Below are 17,873 nucleotides of genomic sequence, written 5' to 3' on the forward strand. Positions count from 1 at the left end.
CCTTTCAGATTTTAATTCTTTTTGGCGGCTGCTTGATCGATCATCATTTGCACCGCATCAAAGGATTTATTTGCCTTAGAAATGCGCTCATCATAAGCCGCAAAGCGTTCTGCCATCATGTCATAACGGGTTTTAAGCATTTCCATTGCATTCTCCTTATCTCTTTTTAAATTTTTAGCGTCTTGATCTAAAGAGTCCTCGTATAACTTCAATCTAGCGTTACCACCATCGACCAAACCTTGTAAAACTTTATCTAACTTGATAAAAATCCCGTCTTGGTGAATCTCCTTACCCCCCATGCTCTTAACATCGCTACCATAGAAAAAATCTTGAGCGGCTTGTGGATCAGCATTAAGCGCATTAGTGAGTCTACCCTCATCTAAACTCATTTTTCCATGCTCATCAAGCGTAATTCCATATTTCATAAGACTATCCACACCCTTAGCCGTTGTGATGGTAAAAGCAATGGCATTATTAATAGAAGAGCGAATTGTACGGATATCCCCCACGCCATTAAACACACCCGCAATTTTAGTATCTGGATCGTAGCGGGTTGTTTCATCTAATTTAGGGATTAATGCATTATAGGCTTTGACAAACTCTTTAATGTGATCAACAATGGCTTTACTATCACGGGTAATACTAATAATGGCTGGTTTGCCCGGCTCAGTTTTGGCTAATAAACTCAAAGATACGCCATTAATCACATCATTTACTTCATTTGTAGGGCGGGTGATAGTCGCACCATTGTAGGTAAATCTAGCATCAGAGGCACTTTGTAGTTTTTTAAAGGCAAAGAGATTGTGTAATTTAGCATAAGTTTGGCTTAAGCCCTCAGACAAACCCAAACTATTTACAGCTGCCTTACCATCAGCGCCCACACCGGTTATACGCAATTCACCGCTTTCACTATTAAGGATTAATTTGCCGTCTGTGCCTAAAGAAGCGTGCAACCCTTCAATGCCATTAATCGCCCTAACAATGGCTTGGGCATTAACATCGCTAGAATTGCCCCGCGCAGTGATAGCCCCCAAATTAATAGCTTGCCCATTAAAATTAATAGTGCCCTTGATTTGACCGGAAGCAATGCCTGTTGTACCCTTAAGTAAATCTTCTTGATCTGATTTAGTTTTAACAAAACCTAGTTCAGCTGCTTTAGCCCCTCCAACTTCAATTTCTAATCCCCTTTGATCATTAAGCACTAAAGACTTTCCATCATTAATTAAGCCAACATTAATCTGCCCGCTATCTACTAAGTCTTTAGTTTGTGCATTATCCTCTAGGGCTTTTTTAATGGCTATTTGTAGGGCTTTATTTTTATCTTGCACAGAAGCCTTATCAAGATTAAGACTAATAGGGATTTTAACCACTCCACCCTTATCATCTCTGAGCTTGATAAAAAAATCATCTTCTGTACTTTTTCCATCTTGTGTAGTGCCCCCTATGGCTAAATTAATGGACGCATCGCTAGCAAGAGTAGAAATCACACTAGAGCCAAAATACACGCGGTTATTAGCCCCGGGGTTTTTAGTGTTAATCATTAACTGGTAGGGTTTATCCCCCCCGGTTTTCATCACAATCCCCATCACTTCACCACCTGTGGCATCTGTAATGGCTTGGGCGACATCGCCTACACTCATGCCAGCTTTAATATTAACCGTGTAGTTTTTATTGTTGGTATAAAAGTGTAATTTGGTATTAGCTTGGCTAAAAGCATCATCGCGATCTCTAAAATGCGTACCCACCTCGTTAATATCCCCTTGTGCTAGATCTTCAACTTCTACTTTAATATCTTGCACAGGAATACCCGGGCTTACAGTGGCCTTAAGCGCTCCACTGCTCACGCTACTACTGCGACTAGTGTAAGTTGAATAATCTGTTAAGGCATTAACGGGTGCTTTAAGATTAGCAAGCAAAGTTTTAATCTCAACTAAGGCCTTTTGTTTTTCCAGATTAACTTCCATTTTTCGATCAATGGGAGCCACCATAGTTTTTTCATCAGCACTTTTAAGTTTATCAATTACATCGTAATTTAAAACCTTGCTACCAATCCCTAAAGAACTTAACTTTCCAATTGCCATGACTTCACTCCACCTTAGTGAACTCTAACCTCTTTTATCAAAGATAATCCCCACAATATCATGCATTTTCTCTGCTAACCTAATTACCTCTTGCGAAGGAATTTGGCGGATAATTTTATCTCCATTTGAATCCTTGATAGTAACCACTAAACTACGAATCTCTTCATTGTAGCTAAAAGTCAAGTCAGATCGAATCCGCTTCATCTCTTCGTTGAGCTCTTTACTTAGCTTCTGCAAATCCTGTTCCTTTGGAGGTAAAACCTCTTGCTTAACCTCTGGCTTAACTTGTTTAGACAAAGAGACTTGATCAGCATGGACAACCTGATCGGGGTGGTGTGTATCTAGGTGGGTTGTTAAGGCAGTAGAGACATTCCCAATTTCACTAGACACGGGTATTCCTTATTATATTATTTACCCAGTCTAGATCGGCACTCCCTTATTTTTGTTTATACTAGATCTATTGTGTGCGCGCAATGATCTCTAAGGGATTGATATGCTTATCTCTAAGCGTTACTTCAAAACTCAACCGTTGATCAATCCGGCCAATTACATAACCCTTTTGTATCCTAAGACCATGTTTGATCGTGGGGGCGATTTTATCTAATTGAGAATAGATCGTATGCATACCATCTTTATGCTCAATGATAATCACCTTTTTAAGAATGGGTACTTCTTTAGCATAAACCACCCGTCCATCAAAAATATTGCGTACAACGGCATTAGGTTTAGTAGAAACTAGCGTAACAGATTCATTAAAAACTTTGAGCTTATAAACTGGATCAAAATAGGGGCCAAATTTTTGTACAATTCTATAACTAGCAAGAGGCGCGATAGTCTTAGGCCCTGTATAAGAAATAGTAACAATATCGCGATAAGAACTAGCCACTTGCCGTACTTCTAAAGGCGCTTCTATACCGTCAATAGAAGGTGATGGGGCTTTTGCTTTGCTTTTGCGTTGCCGTTCTAATTCTTTTTGCTTAATAATATTAAGCGAGGCTAATAGCTGATCTAATCCCTTGCGCTCTTTATCTAGGGTTTCTAACTTTTTATTATAAACCACCAACTCAGCGCGCATATTTTCAATTAATTTCTTTTGCGCAGATACCATGCTTTGTAAATTTTGTTTGCGATCTCTTTGGGCATTGATAGCCGCGCTGATTTGGTTAATGTTGTTTGTGATTTGGGCAATTCTAGCGCTAATTTGTTCCTCTTGTAAATTAAGATTAGCTAGTTGTATCCTAGAGTTTTTGTTGAGGTAGGTAAAGACGGTTTGTAAAATAATATCCTCAGTGCTAGCCAAATGCTGTTTATCCAAAACCATAGCAAATAAAATATCTTTTAATAAGATATTAGTCATCGCATCTTGGATTTTATGGCGGCTTTTTTTCAAGTTTTCTAAAAAAAGGCGGTGTTCCTCTAAAGATTTCTCTTGGGCGAGATTTTGGACTTGGTTTTTATCAATATTTCTTTGAATCCCTTGAATTTGTCTGGATAGCTCCTTACTTTGCTGGTATTTTTGATTAATCGCATTACCCAAGCTATTTAAATGGTTACTGAGTTTGGTTTTTTCTAAAGTGGTCTCTTGTAGTTTACTTTGATTAAAACTAATGTTTTTATTAATTTCCTCAATTGCCTGCCCATATAATACCCCCATAAATAAACACCATAAACTCACTTTCCATGTTTTCATACCGCTCTCCTTTGAATCACAACCACCCACACACACACCAAAGATACACTAATAGAAGCGCTTAAAAAAATAAATAAATCCTCTTGCCATATGAATAAATTACGATCAATCTCTAAAACCTGTAAAATCATTTGGAATTTCTCTTGCATGGATAAATACAAACTCCCTAATGCAACAACCATGCTAGCTAGAATTGAATCAACCAAAGCTAATTTGAATAAAAAGCCATTTTTAATACGCATAGGCGCTCCTAAAAGCTCCATGATTTCAATGCGTTTAGCATATTTTAAATTCCATACGCTGATTTGTTTGATCAGCAGCAAAATAGAGAGAATCACCACAATAGAGGCAAATGCTAGGGTATTCTTTTTTAATAGTAGCAAAAGCCTATATTCTTGATCATGGGTTTTACTAAAAACCTCTACTTTTTCAACTCCCGGAATTCTAAGAAGTTTTTTATGAATGGCATCAAGTTGTTCTAAAGTGGGGAATAGCGATAGCTTTAAAGAATAAAAAAGGGGTAAACTCTTTTTAAGATTAGCGATATTAGCTTGGGTGAAATTTTGCTTAAGTCTTTCTAATAGCGTATCCGGGCTAATTAAAGTTAAAGAAGCGCTATTGGGGATATTTTGGCGGATAAACTGCAAAGAAAGGGGTTGTCTACTAACAATAGTGATAGCATAATTCTTAGATAATTTATCCTCTCTGATACTAACAGCACGCTCCACAAATAAAATACTTTCCAAACTAAATAATAAAGCTATCAAAGGGAGAAGAAAAGCCAAATGCTCCTTAAGTGTATTCATGGATCTCTCCATCTTTGATATAAATCTTGCGGTAAGGAATATTAAAATTACTCGGGATTCTGTGAGTAACTACCACAATTGTAATGTCTAATTGTTTATTAGCCCCCTTAAGCAAGCTCCAAATCATATCGCTAGAATAATCATCTAAATTACCGGTAGGTTCATCAGCTAGAATTAAAAAAGGTTTGTGCGCAATGGCTCTAGCCATAGCCACTCGTTGTTGTTCGCCTCCGCTAAGCTCTAAAGGGTAGCGATTAGACTTATAAAGTAAATCTACATGGGCTAAGAGTTTTTCAGCCTGAATACTGCATTCTTCTTTTTTATAGCCATTAATAATCATGGGCAATTTGATATTTTGCTCCACTGTCCACTCTTCAATGAGTTTATAATCTTGAAACACCACCCCAATATTGCGCCGTAACTCATTGATAAAGGTTTTAGAGGCTTTATTAACGCTGATATTACACACCTCTAAATCCCCTCCTAAAATGGGTAAATCCCCATATAAAGAGCGCAGTAAAGTACTCTTGCCACTCCCACTAGCTCCTGAAATAAAAACAAAATCCTTGCGCTCAATCTTAAAATGCGCGCCCTTAATCACCCATTCATCGCGCTTATAACCTAAGGATAAATCCCTAGCAAAAATAATACTACTCAAAATACACCTCCTACCCCAACATTTCCTCTAACTTTTGGTGAGCATAGCGGTGGGCTTTTGTGTTAAAAGGCAAACCCCCTATATACTCTAAACTCCCTTTATTTTTATCCAATACAAGGACTTTATTTAAGGGCGCTTGCAAATCTCCTAGACTCACCACCAGTAGCCATAAATTCTTATATTCTAGCACATCTACAACTTTCAAAAAGTAATCTTGTTTAATAACCTGATTGTGCCACAAAGTACAAGCCTTAAGAGAAGGGTTAATAGAAATTTTTGCACTATTTTCTAATAGCAAGGGCTGTATTGATCTATTAGGCATGTCCTGTACTTGTAAATACAAATCATAAATATCTTTATGCTGTCTTTTCCAACGGGCTTCATACTTGCTAACTACCATTTCCTGCGCGCTATTTTTAAAGACTTGCATGGTGCAATGGGGTAAATCAAGTGCTAAATGTAAACTCTCTTTAAAATAATCAAAATTATCTGTTCTAAGCCATAAAAGGCTTTTGGGGCGTAGTATAGCTAGCATATGTACAAGGGTTTTTGCAGTCCAGATACGGCGTTGTGGATTTTTAGGCCAAGGCACTGGAAAATGTACATCTAAACCCACACAGCGCTTTGGTAAAACTTCTAAAAGAGTTCTAGCATCTGCATAAGTGATATAAAGATTTTGTAGCCCTAAAATTTTAATTTGGCGCAACACTTGCTCTATAGAGGGTGTATGCACTTCCACACCGATATAAAATTTATCCGGGTTAGACATGGCTTTATTAAGCAAATGGCGGCCCGATCCAAAACCAATTTCAAGATGAAAAGAAGAAGGAATTTTAAAAATACCCCAATCAATTAAACAAGCACAGGGTTTAGCTAGATTAAAACCTAAATTTCCTTCTATATTTTGGCAATAAAGCGCTAAAACACGGAGGGCTTGTTTGAGAATGCTAACAGGAATAGGTCGTGTAGATTTTTCCCCTTTAAATAAAAGCCCCCTTTCTTGTTCTATCTTTAGAATACAAAAATCATAAAACCCCTCACTAGGATAATGCACGCGTAACATGCTTAAGTGCGGATTTCTCAAACTCCTCGCTTCATAGAGGAATATAAACCCTCCCTCTTTAAAGGGAAAAGTGGGTAATTTAGCACTACTAGCGATAAAATGTGGCATGGGCTACATAAAAATACCCTGTACTTAGCGATCCAAACGCAACTCTACTTCTTTACTTGGCCGCGATTCTAGCCCGTCTGCATCTACACTCACCACTTGGTAGCGGTATTTTCTGCCACTTACCATATTTTTATCAATAAATTGGGTGTTTAAAATATTGCCAAATCTTAAAGGCTGGGAATTAGAATTGCCATCAAAACGGTAAACCGCATAATCTTTTACCCGCCCATCTTGGATACTCTGCCACTGAATAATAGCCCGTCCATCTTCAATCGTACCTTTAGTGATAACAGGCGTTGTAGGCCGCGCTAAAGTCATGCCACTAATTGCTCCAGCTGGCATAGCCCCCTCTAATCCATATTTATCCACAGCCACTACTTTATAAAATCTTTGTACCCCGTCTAAATCTACTAAGTCTGTATAATTTGTATCCTTTGTTTCTGCAATGCTTTTAAATTTCCCGTCTGCACGATCGGCTGCATAGATTCTATAATCTACAACATCGCTTTGATCTGAAGGACTCCATGTAAGTTTGATCTTGCGTGTTAAATCTGTACTAGCTTGTACATTGGATAAATCCTTAGGTACAGCCTTTGTTCTACCCACCACCACTGCACTAGGCAAAGACTTAGCGCCTTCAAAACTTTCAGCAATCACGCGGTAGCGATGCTCTTGCCCGTCTGCTAGATTTTTATCAAAATACTCTACATACAAGCGATTCTTAACCACCCCAATATTAGAAAACTTCCCATCAGGACCCTCCCTTTGGATAATGTAACGCGAAATGCTCGGATTAGGGTGTGGACTCCAAAAGATTTTAACCTCTTTAGGCCCCTCTTGGCTAGCAAAAACACTTTCTACAGGGTTGATATAAGATGTATTCACACTAATAGCTTGAGACATGTTAGAAACCCCGCCATTTTTGCCAATGGTGGCGATTTTGTAATAATACTGAGTCTGTGGGGTTAAACCCTCATCGTAGTAATGGGTGGCAAGCGGGTTTCTAACCATTCCCACCCGCCTATAGGTCTGATCCTTTTGCATGCGATAGATCGCAAAACCATCAATAAGCGAGGGAGTAGAAACAGGTTGCCACTCAAACCCTACAGATTGTACATCATTAATTGTTTTAATGCCCTCAACTACGGGTAAACTCGCATCGACTGTTTCTTCTGCCTTGTGGAATGAAAGGGTGTGGTTTTTACGAGGGGTTGAACAATTCACAAACAGTAGCGTTAAACAAGCCAAGAATATAATCTTCCCGGATAAGGCCATCCCAAGCAACCCCTTGAAATTCTTTTTCTAGGCATTCTACCATATCCTCTAAAATTTGGGCTTTAAAAAGTAGTTTCTCTTGGCTTGTAGGGTGGGTCATATAGAGCAAATAAGCATGCAATAAAATACGCCCCTTGTAGTTATCTTTTTTACCATATAAAGTATCCCCTAAAATGTGGCGGCCTAGACTCTCTAAATGGGCGCGTACTTGGTGTGTACGGCCACTGTATAGCTTAGCTGCAATGAGTTGGATTCCTCGTACATTGCTAAGCAAAGGGATAAAATCTGTCTTAGAATATCTGCCCCCTTTTATATTTTGTCTAAGCGCGTCTAAATTAGTCATCTTTAAACGATTTTTAGGGTGTCGCCCTAAGTGGCACTCCACACGCATAGGTTTTTTTAAAGGTTCTGTAATGAGAGCTAAGTAATAACGACCCATTTCTCTTATTTGTAATTGGGTGGCTAGGTTAGCATGGGTGGTGTTATTTTTAGCAATCACAACTGCCCCACTTGTATTTTTATCTAAACGGTGCACAATACCACAACGCGATTCACCACTAAGGGTAGAAAGAGTAACTCCCTTAGCTTGTAAATAATCCACTAAGGTAGGCTCATGTAGACTTGTGGCTGGATGCATTGCCAAATAGGGGGGTTTATTAAGCACTAAAATATCTGCATCTTCATAAAGAATTTCTATTTTTAAATCTGTAGGCTTATAAACTTCTAGGGGCACTTGGGAGGGTTTAAACACCACCTCATCGCCTATTTTAAGCTTTAATCCTCCCTTTAAAATTGTTTTATCATTAACCTGTACCTGTGAGGATTTAATGCATTGTAAAATCTGATTTTTTGCCACCCCTAAAGATTTAGTTAAAAAAGTATCTAGCCGCTCCTCTTGCATAGCGGTAAAAGTCTGTTTAATCTGTTTCATCGCTATTGTTCTTTTGACATACTCCCCATAGCTAAAGCTAGGGGATTCTGGGATCATCAAGACTTGCCCGCTAGACGGGTCTTACAGCCTCTACTCCAAGAGTTGATGCCCCAACTCTATGGCGGACATTATAACACAAAAAACGCCTTATATCCCCATAGCTAAAGCTAGGGGCTTTACGGTGCGAGTGGTAATCTTATCTCTAAGGTTTTAGGCTAAAGCCCCTAACACCATGCCCACATACTCCACCTTTCCTTTAAAATAGACTTCATTCTCTTTTAAGTACAAGCTTAACTTTTCTTGGCTGGGGGGTATGAGAGTGGCTTGTGGCATTAAATGGTGTTCTTGATAAGCAGCCATAAAAACAGCAGCCATACCCGTGCCGCAAGCCAGAGTAATATCCTCAACTCCTCTTTCATAGGTAGCTAGATAGATTGTGTGATTATCTAGGATACAGGCGATATTGACATTGGCATTAAAGCGCTCTCTTAGCGTTTGCATTAAAGCTATCTTAGTGCTAGGAATTTGTTTTAAAGAGGGTACGAAATGTACTAAATGAGGCACACCAGTATCTAGTAAATACCAAGTTTTCCCCTCTAAATTTAGGGTTTGTAACCATTTTGGTATGCCTAAATTACTCTGCACTAGGGCTAATGTTTGGCTTAAACTTTGCACCTGTACTTGGATAATCCCAGCCTTACTTAAAAAAGCATGCTGGCAGGGGGCTAAACCTTGCTTGTAAGCATAAAACCCAGCACAGCGGCTAGCATTCCCGCACATGCTAGCTTCACTCCCATCGGCATTATAAAATTCCCAAGTGTAGGCTAACTCACTATGTGGGAGCAACACCACCAAACCATCAGCACCAAAACCATAATGGCGGTGGCAAACTTGCTTGGCTAGCGCGCTATAACCACCTGATTTAAATTGGCTAGTGATTAAAAAATCATTGCCACTTGCGCAGTACTTATACAGGTGCATGCTTAACCTTTTTAGGTATTATAGTGCAAAAAATGGGTTAGGTGATGCGACCGGTATACTTCTTTTGGCTTCTTTTTGGCATAGCTTTTTATTGGATGCTTTATCTGTATGAGGATTTCTTAATGGATTTACTCATCGCTGGGCTACTTTGCGTAACTGTGTTTTGGCTTAAAGAGTTTTTTGATAAACACATGCGCAATCTCTTTAGTTCTTTGCTTTGCGTACTGGTATTATTAAGTTGTCTAGTTATTCCGCTTTATTTTCTTGTTTATAAAAGCATGGATTTTATTTTCCATCTAAATTTAGAGCGGCTCTCTTTCTTTGTGAATAAATTTAAAACCGACCTATTGATGTATATACAAGACTTCCCCACCCTTAGCCAATACGCGCATAAAATTTTATCCAATGTTTCTGCACAGGCTCTCATGTCTTATATCTTGCATTTTAGTAGCGAAATTGGCAAGTACAGCTTGAAATTTGCTAGCGATACGGTGATGGTTTTAGTGTTTCTATTTTTATGTTTCTTCTATGGACAGACTTTTTACAGCTATATTTTAGAAGTACTCCCCTTTGAAAAAATCCAAAGCAAGGGCATTTTTAGAGAAGTAGCCGGGGTTTTACGGGTGGTGCTACTCACCTCTATTATTAATGTTGTATTACAAGGGGTTGCTTTTGCGGGGTTGGTGGTGTGGTTTAAACTAGATTGGCTCTCTTTAGGGGTTTTATATGGATTATCTGCGCTCATTCCTATTGTAGGCGGGGCGTTAGTGTGGATACCTGTGGCGTTTTATGAGATGTACCGGAATAATATCACAGGCGCGGTGGTGATTGCGCTTTATTCTGTTATTTTAATCGGAGGGTTAATTGATAGCTTAATTAAGCCATGGCTAATTGGGTTTATCAAACGGCGGGTACTTAAAGTTTCTCTTAAGATCAATGAAATATTAATATTCTTTTCTATTCTGGCTGGTATTAGTAAGTTTGGGTTTTGGGGGATTGCTGTGGGCCCCACTATTACTGCTCTTTTTATCGTGCTCTTGCGGGTGTATGAAAAAGTTTTCACCTCCACAGCGCGCAAAATGCCCTCACAAGGGATTTAATTAATTTTAATTACCTCTTATACTCTTAAAGATCTCTTGAAAAATCTTATAATAGCGCAAGGGAGTAAAGTAACACTTTTTCTCCCACCTTTCAAAAGACATGCAATCAAAAAATAACCCCAAAAATTTTAACGATCTTAGATTAGGGGTATCCCCCAATAGAAAAGTACCATGCCGTGTTTTCTTTAAATGTCTTATCTTAAATTTGTGGGGGAAATGAAGGGTTATAAAGTTACCATAGGTTTCATACTCGCTAAATCCGCTATATGATAGATCATAATTAGCTATGCTCTCAAGAATAACACGCCACCAAAGCGATCTCTCTCTCTCTCTCTCTCTTTAAGCAGATCATCAAGTAATTTTAAAACCAAAGATTTTTCAAACAAAAAATGCTCTGCAATAAAGGAAAAATCCACTTGTTTTTGAAAGCTCCATAATTTATCTATAGTATCAAAATAGGGCTGGTGGTGTTCTGTGGTCGTGTCTATTAAAACTTTCCCATTCTCTATAATTGGGATTTTGCGCAAAGGTACACAATCTGCGTCCCAAACAAGATACTTAGAACCCACCTTATCTGTCTGTGCTATAGCAAACTTTAAAAACTGCTGGAAATACCAACCACTCCGGTTAACATTAGCGCCTCTGGATTCTAAATAGTCGTGTACACTTCTTAAAGTCAAACCTTGACTAATCTGATCTTCATCTAAAATCTCTAAATCTGCACCAGTAATTTTAGAAAAATTTTGCCTATGTGTGAGAATGAGAATTTTTCTATAGGGGAGATTTTTTAAGATAAAGGGTAGGGTTATATTAACAAAAAGCCAAACAATATCTGTTTTGACAGGAATAACAATATCCACCCTCTCTATACTCTGTTTTTGCATCATCTAAAACCTTTCTCAAAAGGGCTATTTTACCAAAAAGCCACCCCTTAACTTTTCTTTGTTAGAATGCTCGCTTTTTTAAACCCCATTTTTAAGGAATTGCTATGTACGCATTTAAAACTCTTTTATGGGCTATAACCCTTACATTTCCCCTTTTAGCTCTAAATAACCCGCCTCCTCCCTTAATAGGCAAAGAGCACCCCATTAATCTTGAAGGCGTGGGGCATAAATATTTAAATATCGCCTATGCTAGCCAATCAAAAGCCCAAAAGCTAGATATTTATTTACCCAAAAAAGGCAAAGCCCCCTACCCTGTAATTCTAGCTATCCATGGGGGTGGGTTTGCCTTTGGGGATAAAAATAGCGGGGAAATTAACTCTGCTATGCAGGCTCTTAAAAGAGGCTATGCTGTGATCTCGGCTAATTATCGCCTCTCTAAAGAAGCCCCCTTTCCCGCCCCTATTTTTGATCTTAAAGCAGCGGTGCGCTTTATTAAAGCCCATGCATCAGCCTACCAGCTCAACCCCCACATTATCATCGCTTGGGGCTATTCTGCTGGAGGTAATTTAGCCGCCATGCTTGGCACAACAGCAGGCCATCCTGAGCTTGAAGATTTAAATTTAGGCAATGCAAGAGAAAATAGCCATATAAGCGCGGTAATAGATTTTTATGGCCCCATTGATTTTAAAACCATGTATACACAAAAACAAGCACATATGCAGTTGCGCAATCCAGATACTTCCCCTGAATCGCGCTATCTAGGCCAACCCCTTAGTAAAATTAAAAACTTTGTAGATTTCTCCAGCCCACAAAGCTATGTTAGTAAAAAAAGCGTACCCTTTTTTATCATGCACGGGCTTTCTGATCCTTTAGTGCCCCCTGAGCAAAGCGCTATTTTTGCTAAGGTTTTAGAAAAAGCCATTGGGCCTAATCAAGTGCGTTTTGTGGCTTTAAAGGGAGCAGGGCATGGCGGAGAGGCTTTTGAAAAACCCCAAAATTTAAATTTGGTCTTTGATTTTCTTAAAAAGTTGCATTTAGCACCTTAGCTTTAATTTCTATTTAGATTAAATTTATAGAATAGCCCGCCTTTATATCATTAGAAAGGAAAACATGAAAACTTTAGTTGTTCTAGCCCATCCGGATCTAAGTACTTCTCGTGTCAATAAAGCCTTAAAAAATGCGATTGAAAATGAACCTGTTGTTATTAGTGATCTGTATGGCAAATATCCAGACTCTAAAATTAATATTCCAGCCGAACAAGAACTTTTGTTACAAAGTAATAAAATTGTCTTCCAATTCCCTATCTATTGGTATTCCTACCCACCCTTGCTTAAAAAATATTTTGATGATGTCTTTGCCTATGGCTTTGCTTATGGTTCTTCTGGGCAAGCTCTAAAAGGTAAGGAGTTTTTCCTTTGTATTAGTCTTGGTGGCAAGGAAGAATCTTATAGCGCGCAAGGAATGATGGGCTTTAACTTAGAAGAGTTGCTTAATCCGTTTAAGGCTACAAGCAAATTTGTAGGGGCTACTTATGGGGGACATCTTGCTGTTTTTGGGGCTACGCATGGTCTAGGCGATGCAGAACTGGCTCAGAAATGTCGCGAATATAAACAACTTGTCGCTTAATTACACATAAGCATGGCTTTTTAATATAACTATGTATCTTGAATAACTCGTTTAAGCAGGGGTAGCTGGGCTTGCATGCATAATAGCTTAGCTGCTTGGGCGGCTTTGATTTTAGCCTGCATGATTTGATCTAAATCTAGTGTGTGTAGAACTTCTAAAAGAGATTGGATTTTAAAATCTACCCCCACTCTTCCTATTTCATAATTTTCTATTAAGGTTTTTACCTCTACTAGTGGCGTACTCAGCACACATAAAGCACTTTGGATATATTCAAAGAATTTATTAGGCAAAGCGTATAAATGATTAAGAGAATTATCAGGGAGGGTTAATAGCCCAATATCATAGCTTTGTGTTGTAGGAATAATGGATTCTAAAGGGAGGGGTTGTTTAAAATCTATGGGCAAACCTTGAGATTGTAGGGTTTTTAGATGGCTTTTAAAGTCTTGTAAAAAGCTAGGGTGTTTACTTAAGCCTATGATTGTCAAATGATAGGGCAAGGATAAATCTTTAAGCCCTTTAGCTAATTCTAAAAGATTATCAGAATAGCGCTCTGGAGCTAAAAGTCCATGGTAGATCAAGCGGATACATTTAGGATTTATAGGACTTGCAAAGAGGTTAGCATAAAAGGGAGTAGAATAAATAGTGTAGTTATTTTCTAGCTTAAAATTTGTATAGGTTTTTGCATAAAGTTTAGCAATGGAGGCATTTATACTAAGAGTTTTATGCGCTTTGTGTAGATAGTGGTTGCAGATATGGGCAAAAAGGGGGGCTGTGAAGTGGTGGTGATTAATTAAAGCGGGGTAAAACTCTCTTAAATCTACAATGAGGGGGGCAATATTTTGTATCTGTTCTAAAATAGCCGGCAATAGGGCTAAATCCTCTATAAAGAGCGCTTTAATTTTAATTCGTTTGTAGCGTAAATCTTGTATGAGGGTTTTTAGTTTTTGGAGCATTTCTAGGCGGTTTGGCGTCCATAAAAGGGGGGTAAAATTTTTTTGTTCCACCCAAGTTTTTAATTGTTCTTGCTTGGCTAGGCTGCGGCTAGCTGAACCTAGCAAAGGAGAAAAGGGGATAAAATGAGTGCTAAGATCACAAGGAGGGGGGGAGAGAATAAAAAATTGTGCTTTTGGATAAAGATGCATGAGAGCTAGAGCTAAACGCCTAGGTCTAGGGCTAGTAGATAAACTACTCTCAGAGACCATGATTAAGGCATTAATGGTTTTTTCCTTAAAATGGCATAACTAGCCGCTACCTTATTCTTATAATAAATTTTAATTGTTGCGTGTTTACTCTGTTCAATGAGAAATAAATTGCCTCCAGAATTAATCCCATAAAATCTTAAGCGCAGGGCAATTCTAGGGGAGGTGGTGTTGATAGTTTCAATCCCTCTTTTATGAAGGGCTAGGGCTAATTCCTTAGCCACATAGTGGGTACTTACAAATTTATTATACCCTCCCCATAAAAACATGCTTTCTAATAGTAATGTCCCAAAAACTAAACTATAACGGATATAGTAGTGGCTACGGAAAATAGGTAAATGTAAGCGGATACTGCTAAGCGCTTTTTGTAATAAGATAGGCATGCCAAGAGGCCCATAGCTTAAAAATTCTGGGGGTAATTCTTGACGCAAGGAGAGCAATAAGGGCAATAAAAACCCCACAGCCCCCACCACACCAATTAAACTATCTTGTTTGTATTCCTTAATGGCTTGGGTATAAAGTGCATAAGGGTAATAAATACACAAACAAGGCGAGTATAAAATGAGCATAGTAAAGAGTGTATTTAAAAAAAAGCCCTGTGGCGTGCCTGAGACAGATTTAAAGGCGTATAAATTAATCCATAAGGCTAGAAATAAGATCAACATGTGTGTCATTTGCTTATGTTTAAAGGCGTATAAAAAAAACCCGGTTAGTAAAACCACATAACTTGCATCTAAAAGGGCAACTAAAAGGCTTAGAACATAAAAAAGCCATGTTCTATAAGCCAGTAAAGATAAAAGCGAAAGTGTAATAAGTAAACTTGCCTTACCTAGTAAAATCGCGCCTAATTGAACCCCGGGCAATAAGCCAAAGGTTAGAGCAACAAAGAGGGGATCGTAGGGTTTTTGGGGTTTCTCTTTAAGGCTTAATAAATAAATTAAAATGATGTTAAGCGCATGGAAAAACAGACCCGGTAAGCGCAAGGCTAGATCTTTGGGTAAGAAATAGGCTAATCTAACAAAGGTATGTAAGGCTTGTAATAAATAGCGATCTAACAGAGTTTCAGGGGTGCTAAAATAAAGCAAAGCCTCTCTATAACTCACTGAAATTTCTAGACTTTTATAAACCCCCATAGCAAGGCTAGCAGCCACTGCAAGGATTAAATAGATAAAGTAAAGAGGTTTATTAGAGTGGCTTGGAAGACTCAATTTTTAAACCCAACTATTTTTGTTTTTTAATGGCAATTAAAACCCCAGAACATACAATAAGCCCCATGCCAATTCCTACCCACAAGTTTGGCCATGGATCTCCAAGCAAAATACCAAAAAGGGTACTCCAAAGAAGACGGCTATAAACCATAGGTGAGATAAGCCCGATAGGAGCAATCATGTAGGCTCTGGTTAAAAAATATTGCCCAAATACCCCGCTTAAGCCAATGCCAGCTAAGCGCCACAAATCCCAATGCCAAATATTCCCGCTAAAGCGCATGGGGTGATAACCTGTAGCAAAGGGTGGCAAATGGATAAAAAAGCCTAAAAAACCCAAGAGACACATACATGAAGCAACGGCAAAGACAATCAAAGAGCCATCATAATATTCTTTTAAGCGGTGCAAACTTGAGTAAGCAACCGCCACAATTAAGCCATTAAGTACACCCGGGAAAATCTGTACCCATGTGAGACCACTTGTTTGGGGGTTTGAGATAAGAATCACCCCAAACATTCCTAATAAACCTGCTAAAACCACCCGAAAGCCCACCGGCTCTTTAAATAGAAAAAAGGCAATTGCAATTGCAAAGATAGGCGAACTTTGGTTAAAGGCGGTAGCATTTGCTAGCGACATGGTATAAATATTATAAGAAAATAAAGACATGCCAAGTGCCCCTAAAGACATGCGCCCTAATAAAAGCAAAGCAGCGCCCTTTTTGTAGGGCTTAAAACTAAAGGGTTTGAAACAATAAAAGATCATTAAAAATACGAGCATGAAAAAGGCGCGATAAAAGATATTTTCAGAAGGGGAGAAATACCCGCTTGCTATCTTCATTAAAGCCCCCATGATTCCTAAGGCTAGCCCACTTAAAAACATATACAATAAACCTAGTTTGACATTCACTATAAACTCCTAAAAGGGCTATATTAACACGGATTGTTAAAGGCTTTGGAGGATCTTTAGGAGTAAATCTTGATTTTGCATAGCACAAAGTTCTTTAGCAGCTTGGTTGGTGTTTTGTTTATAAAGTGTGATGTCTTCTAAGCTCAATTGGTGTAAAGCTAGGGCTAAATCTTGTGGGCTACTTGTTTGACTCACCACCCCAATTTCATAGCTTTTGATAATGGCTTGCATTTCTACATTGGGTACAACACAAAGAGCTAAACGGCTTTGGATATATTCAAAGAATTTATTGGGCATGGCGTATTTGATGTTGAGATTGCGTGGCGGGCTAAAATAAAGCCCAATATCAAAGGCATTGCTAAAGGGAATAATTTGTTTAAACTCCACAGGTGGGATAATCCGGATTTGTTCCATGTTGAGGATTTGTTTAAGCTGTTTTAAGCGCGCAGGAGTACCCACTAACATTAAAGTTAGAGAAAAACGCGTATCGCCTAAAGTTTGTGTGAGATATTCCATCATAGGCTTAAGCATTTCAAAGCTGCGGTTTAAACTAGCGCCCCCATGGTAGAGGATTTGGATTTTATGAGGGTTAGTTGGCTTAGGGGTAAGGGCGTGGTAAAAGGGCATGGAGTAAAATACACTGCTTTGTATTCTCTTTTTAGCATAAAGTGCTTGCACGCCTTTAGAGACGCTTAAAATATGGTTGCATTTTGGCATGTAAGTCTCAACTAAACGGGTAAAAAAACCTTTGAAAAGATAGCGCCAGCGGATATTACTGCTATCTTGATCGGGATAGTATTCTCGCGCATCTAAGATCACCTTAGCCTGTTTTTTATAAGCTAACACGATGGGCAAAAGCACCAAATCAAAGCAAAAGATGAAATCAAAACTTGTTTCATTTAAAACTTCTACAATTTTTAAGCGATTAGAGGTATAGATAAGGGCATGGTCATTTCCTAATAAAACATCTAAATAGAGCTTACATTCTTGCATTAAATTGCGTTTAGGATAGGGTGGGTAGGTAAAAATTTGCATGTTAGATTTAGATTTTAAAGGGGTTTTACTAATCCCCATAAGACTTACATGGTGTTGTCCTTCTAAGAGTTTGTAGATACGATAAGGGCGCGGGCTGGTTAATGGATTGGCCGCTACAAGCAAAAGGGTTTTTGGTTTCAAAATATGCGCTTTTATGAGGCATTATACAAAAAAATAAAAGGGGATAGCTTTAGATTGTTAGCTAGCAAAAGGTGGGGCAAAATTACCATTAGCGCTATAAGCCGGCAAGCTTAAGCTAAGCGGATAAAGGGCGCCATGCCAAAGGTTTTGTACTACAATCGCGAACGAAGCTAGATAGGCAAG

The 17,873-nt window shown here is 38.6% G+C and carries 17 protein-coding genes; 3 read left to right on the forward strand and 14 right to left on the reverse strand.

Annotation, left to right across the window (positions count from 1 at the left end; all coding sequences use genetic code 11):
• Positions 1–11 precede the first annotated feature (11 nt).
• The 9 genes from fliD to dapF form a co-directional block, all read right to left on the reverse strand.
• Positions 12–2,081, reverse strand: coding sequence for a flagellar filament capping protein FliD (fliD, locus tag G6Q00_RS00890; RefSeq protein WP_163531617.1), 2,070 nt, complete (start codon positions 2,079–2,081; stop codon positions 12–14).
• 24 nt (positions 2,082–2,105) lie between these two features.
• Entirely contained in the window at positions 2,106–2,477 is a 372-nt protein-coding gene (locus G6Q00_RS00895) for a flagellar protein FlaG (protein WP_163531692.1), read from the reverse strand.
• Between the two features lie 61 nt (positions 2,478–2,538).
• Entirely contained in the window at positions 2,539–3,771 is a 1,233-nt protein-coding gene (locus G6Q00_RS08410; RefSeq protein WP_205426428.1) for a murein hydrolase activator EnvC family protein, read from the reverse strand.
• Complete coding sequence (locus tag G6Q00_RS00905) at positions 3,768–4,577, reverse strand: cell division protein FtsX (RefSeq protein WP_163498765.1); 810 nt, start codon at positions 4,575–4,577, stop codon at positions 3,768–3,770. Before G6Q00_RS00905 ends, G6Q00_RS08410 begins: the two co-directional genes overlap by 4 nt.
• Positions 4,564–5,235 carry a cell division ATP-binding protein FtsE gene (locus tag G6Q00_RS00910; protein WP_163498764.1) on the reverse strand — a complete coding sequence of 224 codons (672 nt, stop codon included), beginning with the start codon at positions 5,233–5,235 and terminating at the stop codon, positions 4,564–4,566. Before G6Q00_RS00910 ends, G6Q00_RS00905 begins: the two co-directional genes overlap by 14 nt.
• Positions 5,236–5,245: 10 nt before the next feature.
• Positions 5,246–6,406, reverse strand: a complete 1,161-nt coding sequence (gene trmB / locus G6Q00_RS00915; protein WP_163498763.1) for a tRNA (guanosine(46)-N7)-methyltransferase TrmB — start codon at positions 6,404–6,406, stop codon at positions 5,246–5,248.
• Positions 6,407–6,430: 24 nt separating this feature from the next.
• The gene (locus tag G6Q00_RS00920; RefSeq protein ID WP_205426429.1) at positions 6,431–7,681 is read right to left on the reverse strand and encodes a fibronectin type III domain-containing protein; all 1,251 of its coding nucleotides are present in this window, start codon (positions 7,679–7,681) and stop codon (positions 6,431–6,433) included.
• Complete coding sequence (locus G6Q00_RS00925; protein WP_430750777.1) at positions 7,608–8,603, reverse strand: RluA family pseudouridine synthase; 996 nt, start codon at positions 8,601–8,603, stop codon at positions 7,608–7,610. Before G6Q00_RS00925 ends, G6Q00_RS00920 begins: the two co-directional genes overlap by 74 nt.
• A gap of 219 nt (positions 8,604–8,822) precedes the next feature.
• Entirely contained in the window at positions 8,823–9,593 is a 771-nt protein-coding gene (gene dapF / locus G6Q00_RS00930; RefSeq protein ID WP_163531619.1) for a diaminopimelate epimerase, read from the reverse strand.
• A gap of 44 nt (positions 9,594–9,637) precedes the next feature.
• On the opposite strand from dapF, the gene G6Q00_RS00935 reads away from it, so the two are divergent.
• A complete protein-coding gene (locus G6Q00_RS00935) occupies positions 9,638–10,693 on the forward strand; it encodes an AI-2E family transporter (protein ID WP_163531694.1) in 1,056 nt (351 codons plus the stop codon).
• 284 nt (positions 10,694–10,977) lie between these two features.
• Here the strand turns inward: G6Q00_RS00935 and G6Q00_RS00940 are convergent, their stop codons facing one another.
• Complete coding sequence (locus G6Q00_RS00940) at positions 10,978–11,580, reverse strand: DUF6492 family protein (protein WP_163531620.1); 603 nt, start codon at positions 11,578–11,580, stop codon at positions 10,978–10,980.
• A gap of 101 nt (positions 11,581–11,681) precedes the next feature.
• Here G6Q00_RS00940 and G6Q00_RS00945 point away from each other — a divergent pair, with 101 nt between their 5' ends.
• Together G6Q00_RS00945 and G6Q00_RS00950 are read left to right on the forward strand one after the other, a co-directional pair.
• Positions 11,682–12,623 (forward strand): alpha/beta hydrolase, encoded by a 942-nt coding sequence (locus G6Q00_RS00945; RefSeq protein WP_163531621.1) that lies wholly within the window; start codon positions 11,682–11,684, stop codon positions 12,621–12,623.
• Positions 12,624–12,687: 64 nt separating this feature from the next.
• Complete coding sequence (locus G6Q00_RS00950; RefSeq protein WP_205426430.1) at positions 12,688–13,203, forward strand: NAD(P)H-dependent oxidoreductase; 516 nt, start codon at positions 12,688–12,690, stop codon at positions 13,201–13,203.
• 29 nt (positions 13,204–13,232) lie between these two features.
• On the opposite strand, the gene G6Q00_RS00955 is transcribed toward G6Q00_RS00950, so the two are convergent.
• From G6Q00_RS00955 to G6Q00_RS00970, 4 genes are read right to left on the reverse strand one after another with little or no spacing between them, the layout of a single operon-like run.
• On the reverse strand, positions 13,233–14,405 hold the full coding sequence (locus tag G6Q00_RS00955; RefSeq protein WP_163531622.1) for a capsular biosynthesis protein: 1,173 nt from the start codon (positions 14,403–14,405) through the stop codon (positions 13,233–13,235).
• 2 nt (positions 14,406–14,407) lie between these two features.
• Entirely contained in the window at positions 14,408–15,610 is a 1,203-nt protein-coding gene (locus G6Q00_RS00960) for a hypothetical protein (RefSeq protein WP_163531623.1), read from the reverse strand.
• A gap of 13 nt (positions 15,611–15,623) precedes the next feature.
• Positions 15,624–16,514, reverse strand: a complete 891-nt coding sequence (locus G6Q00_RS00965; RefSeq protein WP_163531624.1) for a DMT family transporter — start codon at positions 16,512–16,514, stop codon at positions 15,624–15,626.
• A 36-nt stretch (positions 16,515–16,550) separates the two neighbouring features.
• Complete coding sequence (locus tag G6Q00_RS00970; protein ID WP_240330908.1) at positions 16,551–17,690, reverse strand: capsular biosynthesis protein; 1,140 nt, start codon at positions 17,688–17,690, stop codon at positions 16,551–16,553.
• Between the last annotated feature and the right edge of the window lie 183 nt (positions 17,691–17,873).

Source organism: Helicobacter suis, from assembly GCF_902196125.1.
Taxonomy (GTDB): domain Bacteria; phylum Campylobacterota; class Campylobacteria; order Campylobacterales; family Helicobacteraceae; genus Helicobacter; species Helicobacter suis_B.

What these genes read in the sequence shown, in the direction of transcription:
- dapF (WP_163531619.1), bottom strand. Translation starts at nt 9,593, where the DNA reads ATGCACCTGTATAAGTACTGCGCAAGTGGCAATGATTTTTTAATCACT.
- fliD (WP_163531617.1), bottom strand. Translation starts at nt 2,081, where the DNA reads ATGGCAATTGGAAAGTTAAGTTCTTTAGGGATTGGTAGCAAGGTTTTA.
- trmB (WP_163498763.1), bottom strand. Translation starts at nt 6,406, where the DNA reads ATGCCACATTTTATCGCTAGTAGTGCTAAATTACCCACTTTTCCCTTT.
- G6Q00_RS08410 (WP_205426428.1), bottom strand. Translation starts at nt 3,771, where the DNA reads ATGAAAACATGGAAAGTGAGTTTATGGTGTTTATTTATGGGGGTATTA.
- G6Q00_RS00950 (WP_205426430.1), top strand. Translation starts at nt 12,688, where the DNA reads ATGAAAACTTTAGTTGTTCTAGCCCATCCGGATCTAAGTACTTCTCGT.
- G6Q00_RS00905 (WP_163498765.1), bottom strand. Translation starts at nt 4,577, where the DNA reads ATGAATACACTTAAGGAGCATTTGGCTTTTCTTCTCCCTTTGATAGCT.
- G6Q00_RS00935 (WP_163531694.1), top strand. Translation starts at nt 9,638, where the DNA reads ATGCGACCGGTATACTTCTTTTGGCTTCTTTTTGGCATAGCTTTTTAT.
- G6Q00_RS00920 (WP_205426429.1), bottom strand. Translation starts at nt 7,681, where the DNA reads ATGGCCTTATCCGGGAAGATTATATTCTTGGCTTGTTTAACGCTACTG.
- G6Q00_RS00945 (WP_163531621.1), top strand. Translation starts at nt 11,682, where the DNA reads ATGTACGCATTTAAAACTCTTTTATGGGCTATAACCCTTACATTTCCC.
- G6Q00_RS00940 (WP_163531620.1), bottom strand. Translation starts at nt 11,580, where the DNA reads ATGATGCAAAAACAGAGTATAGAGAGGGTGGATATTGTTATTCCTGTC.
- G6Q00_RS00955 (WP_163531622.1), bottom strand. Translation starts at nt 14,405, where the DNA reads ATGGTCTCTGAGAGTAGTTTATCTACTAGCCCTAGACCTAGGCGTTTA.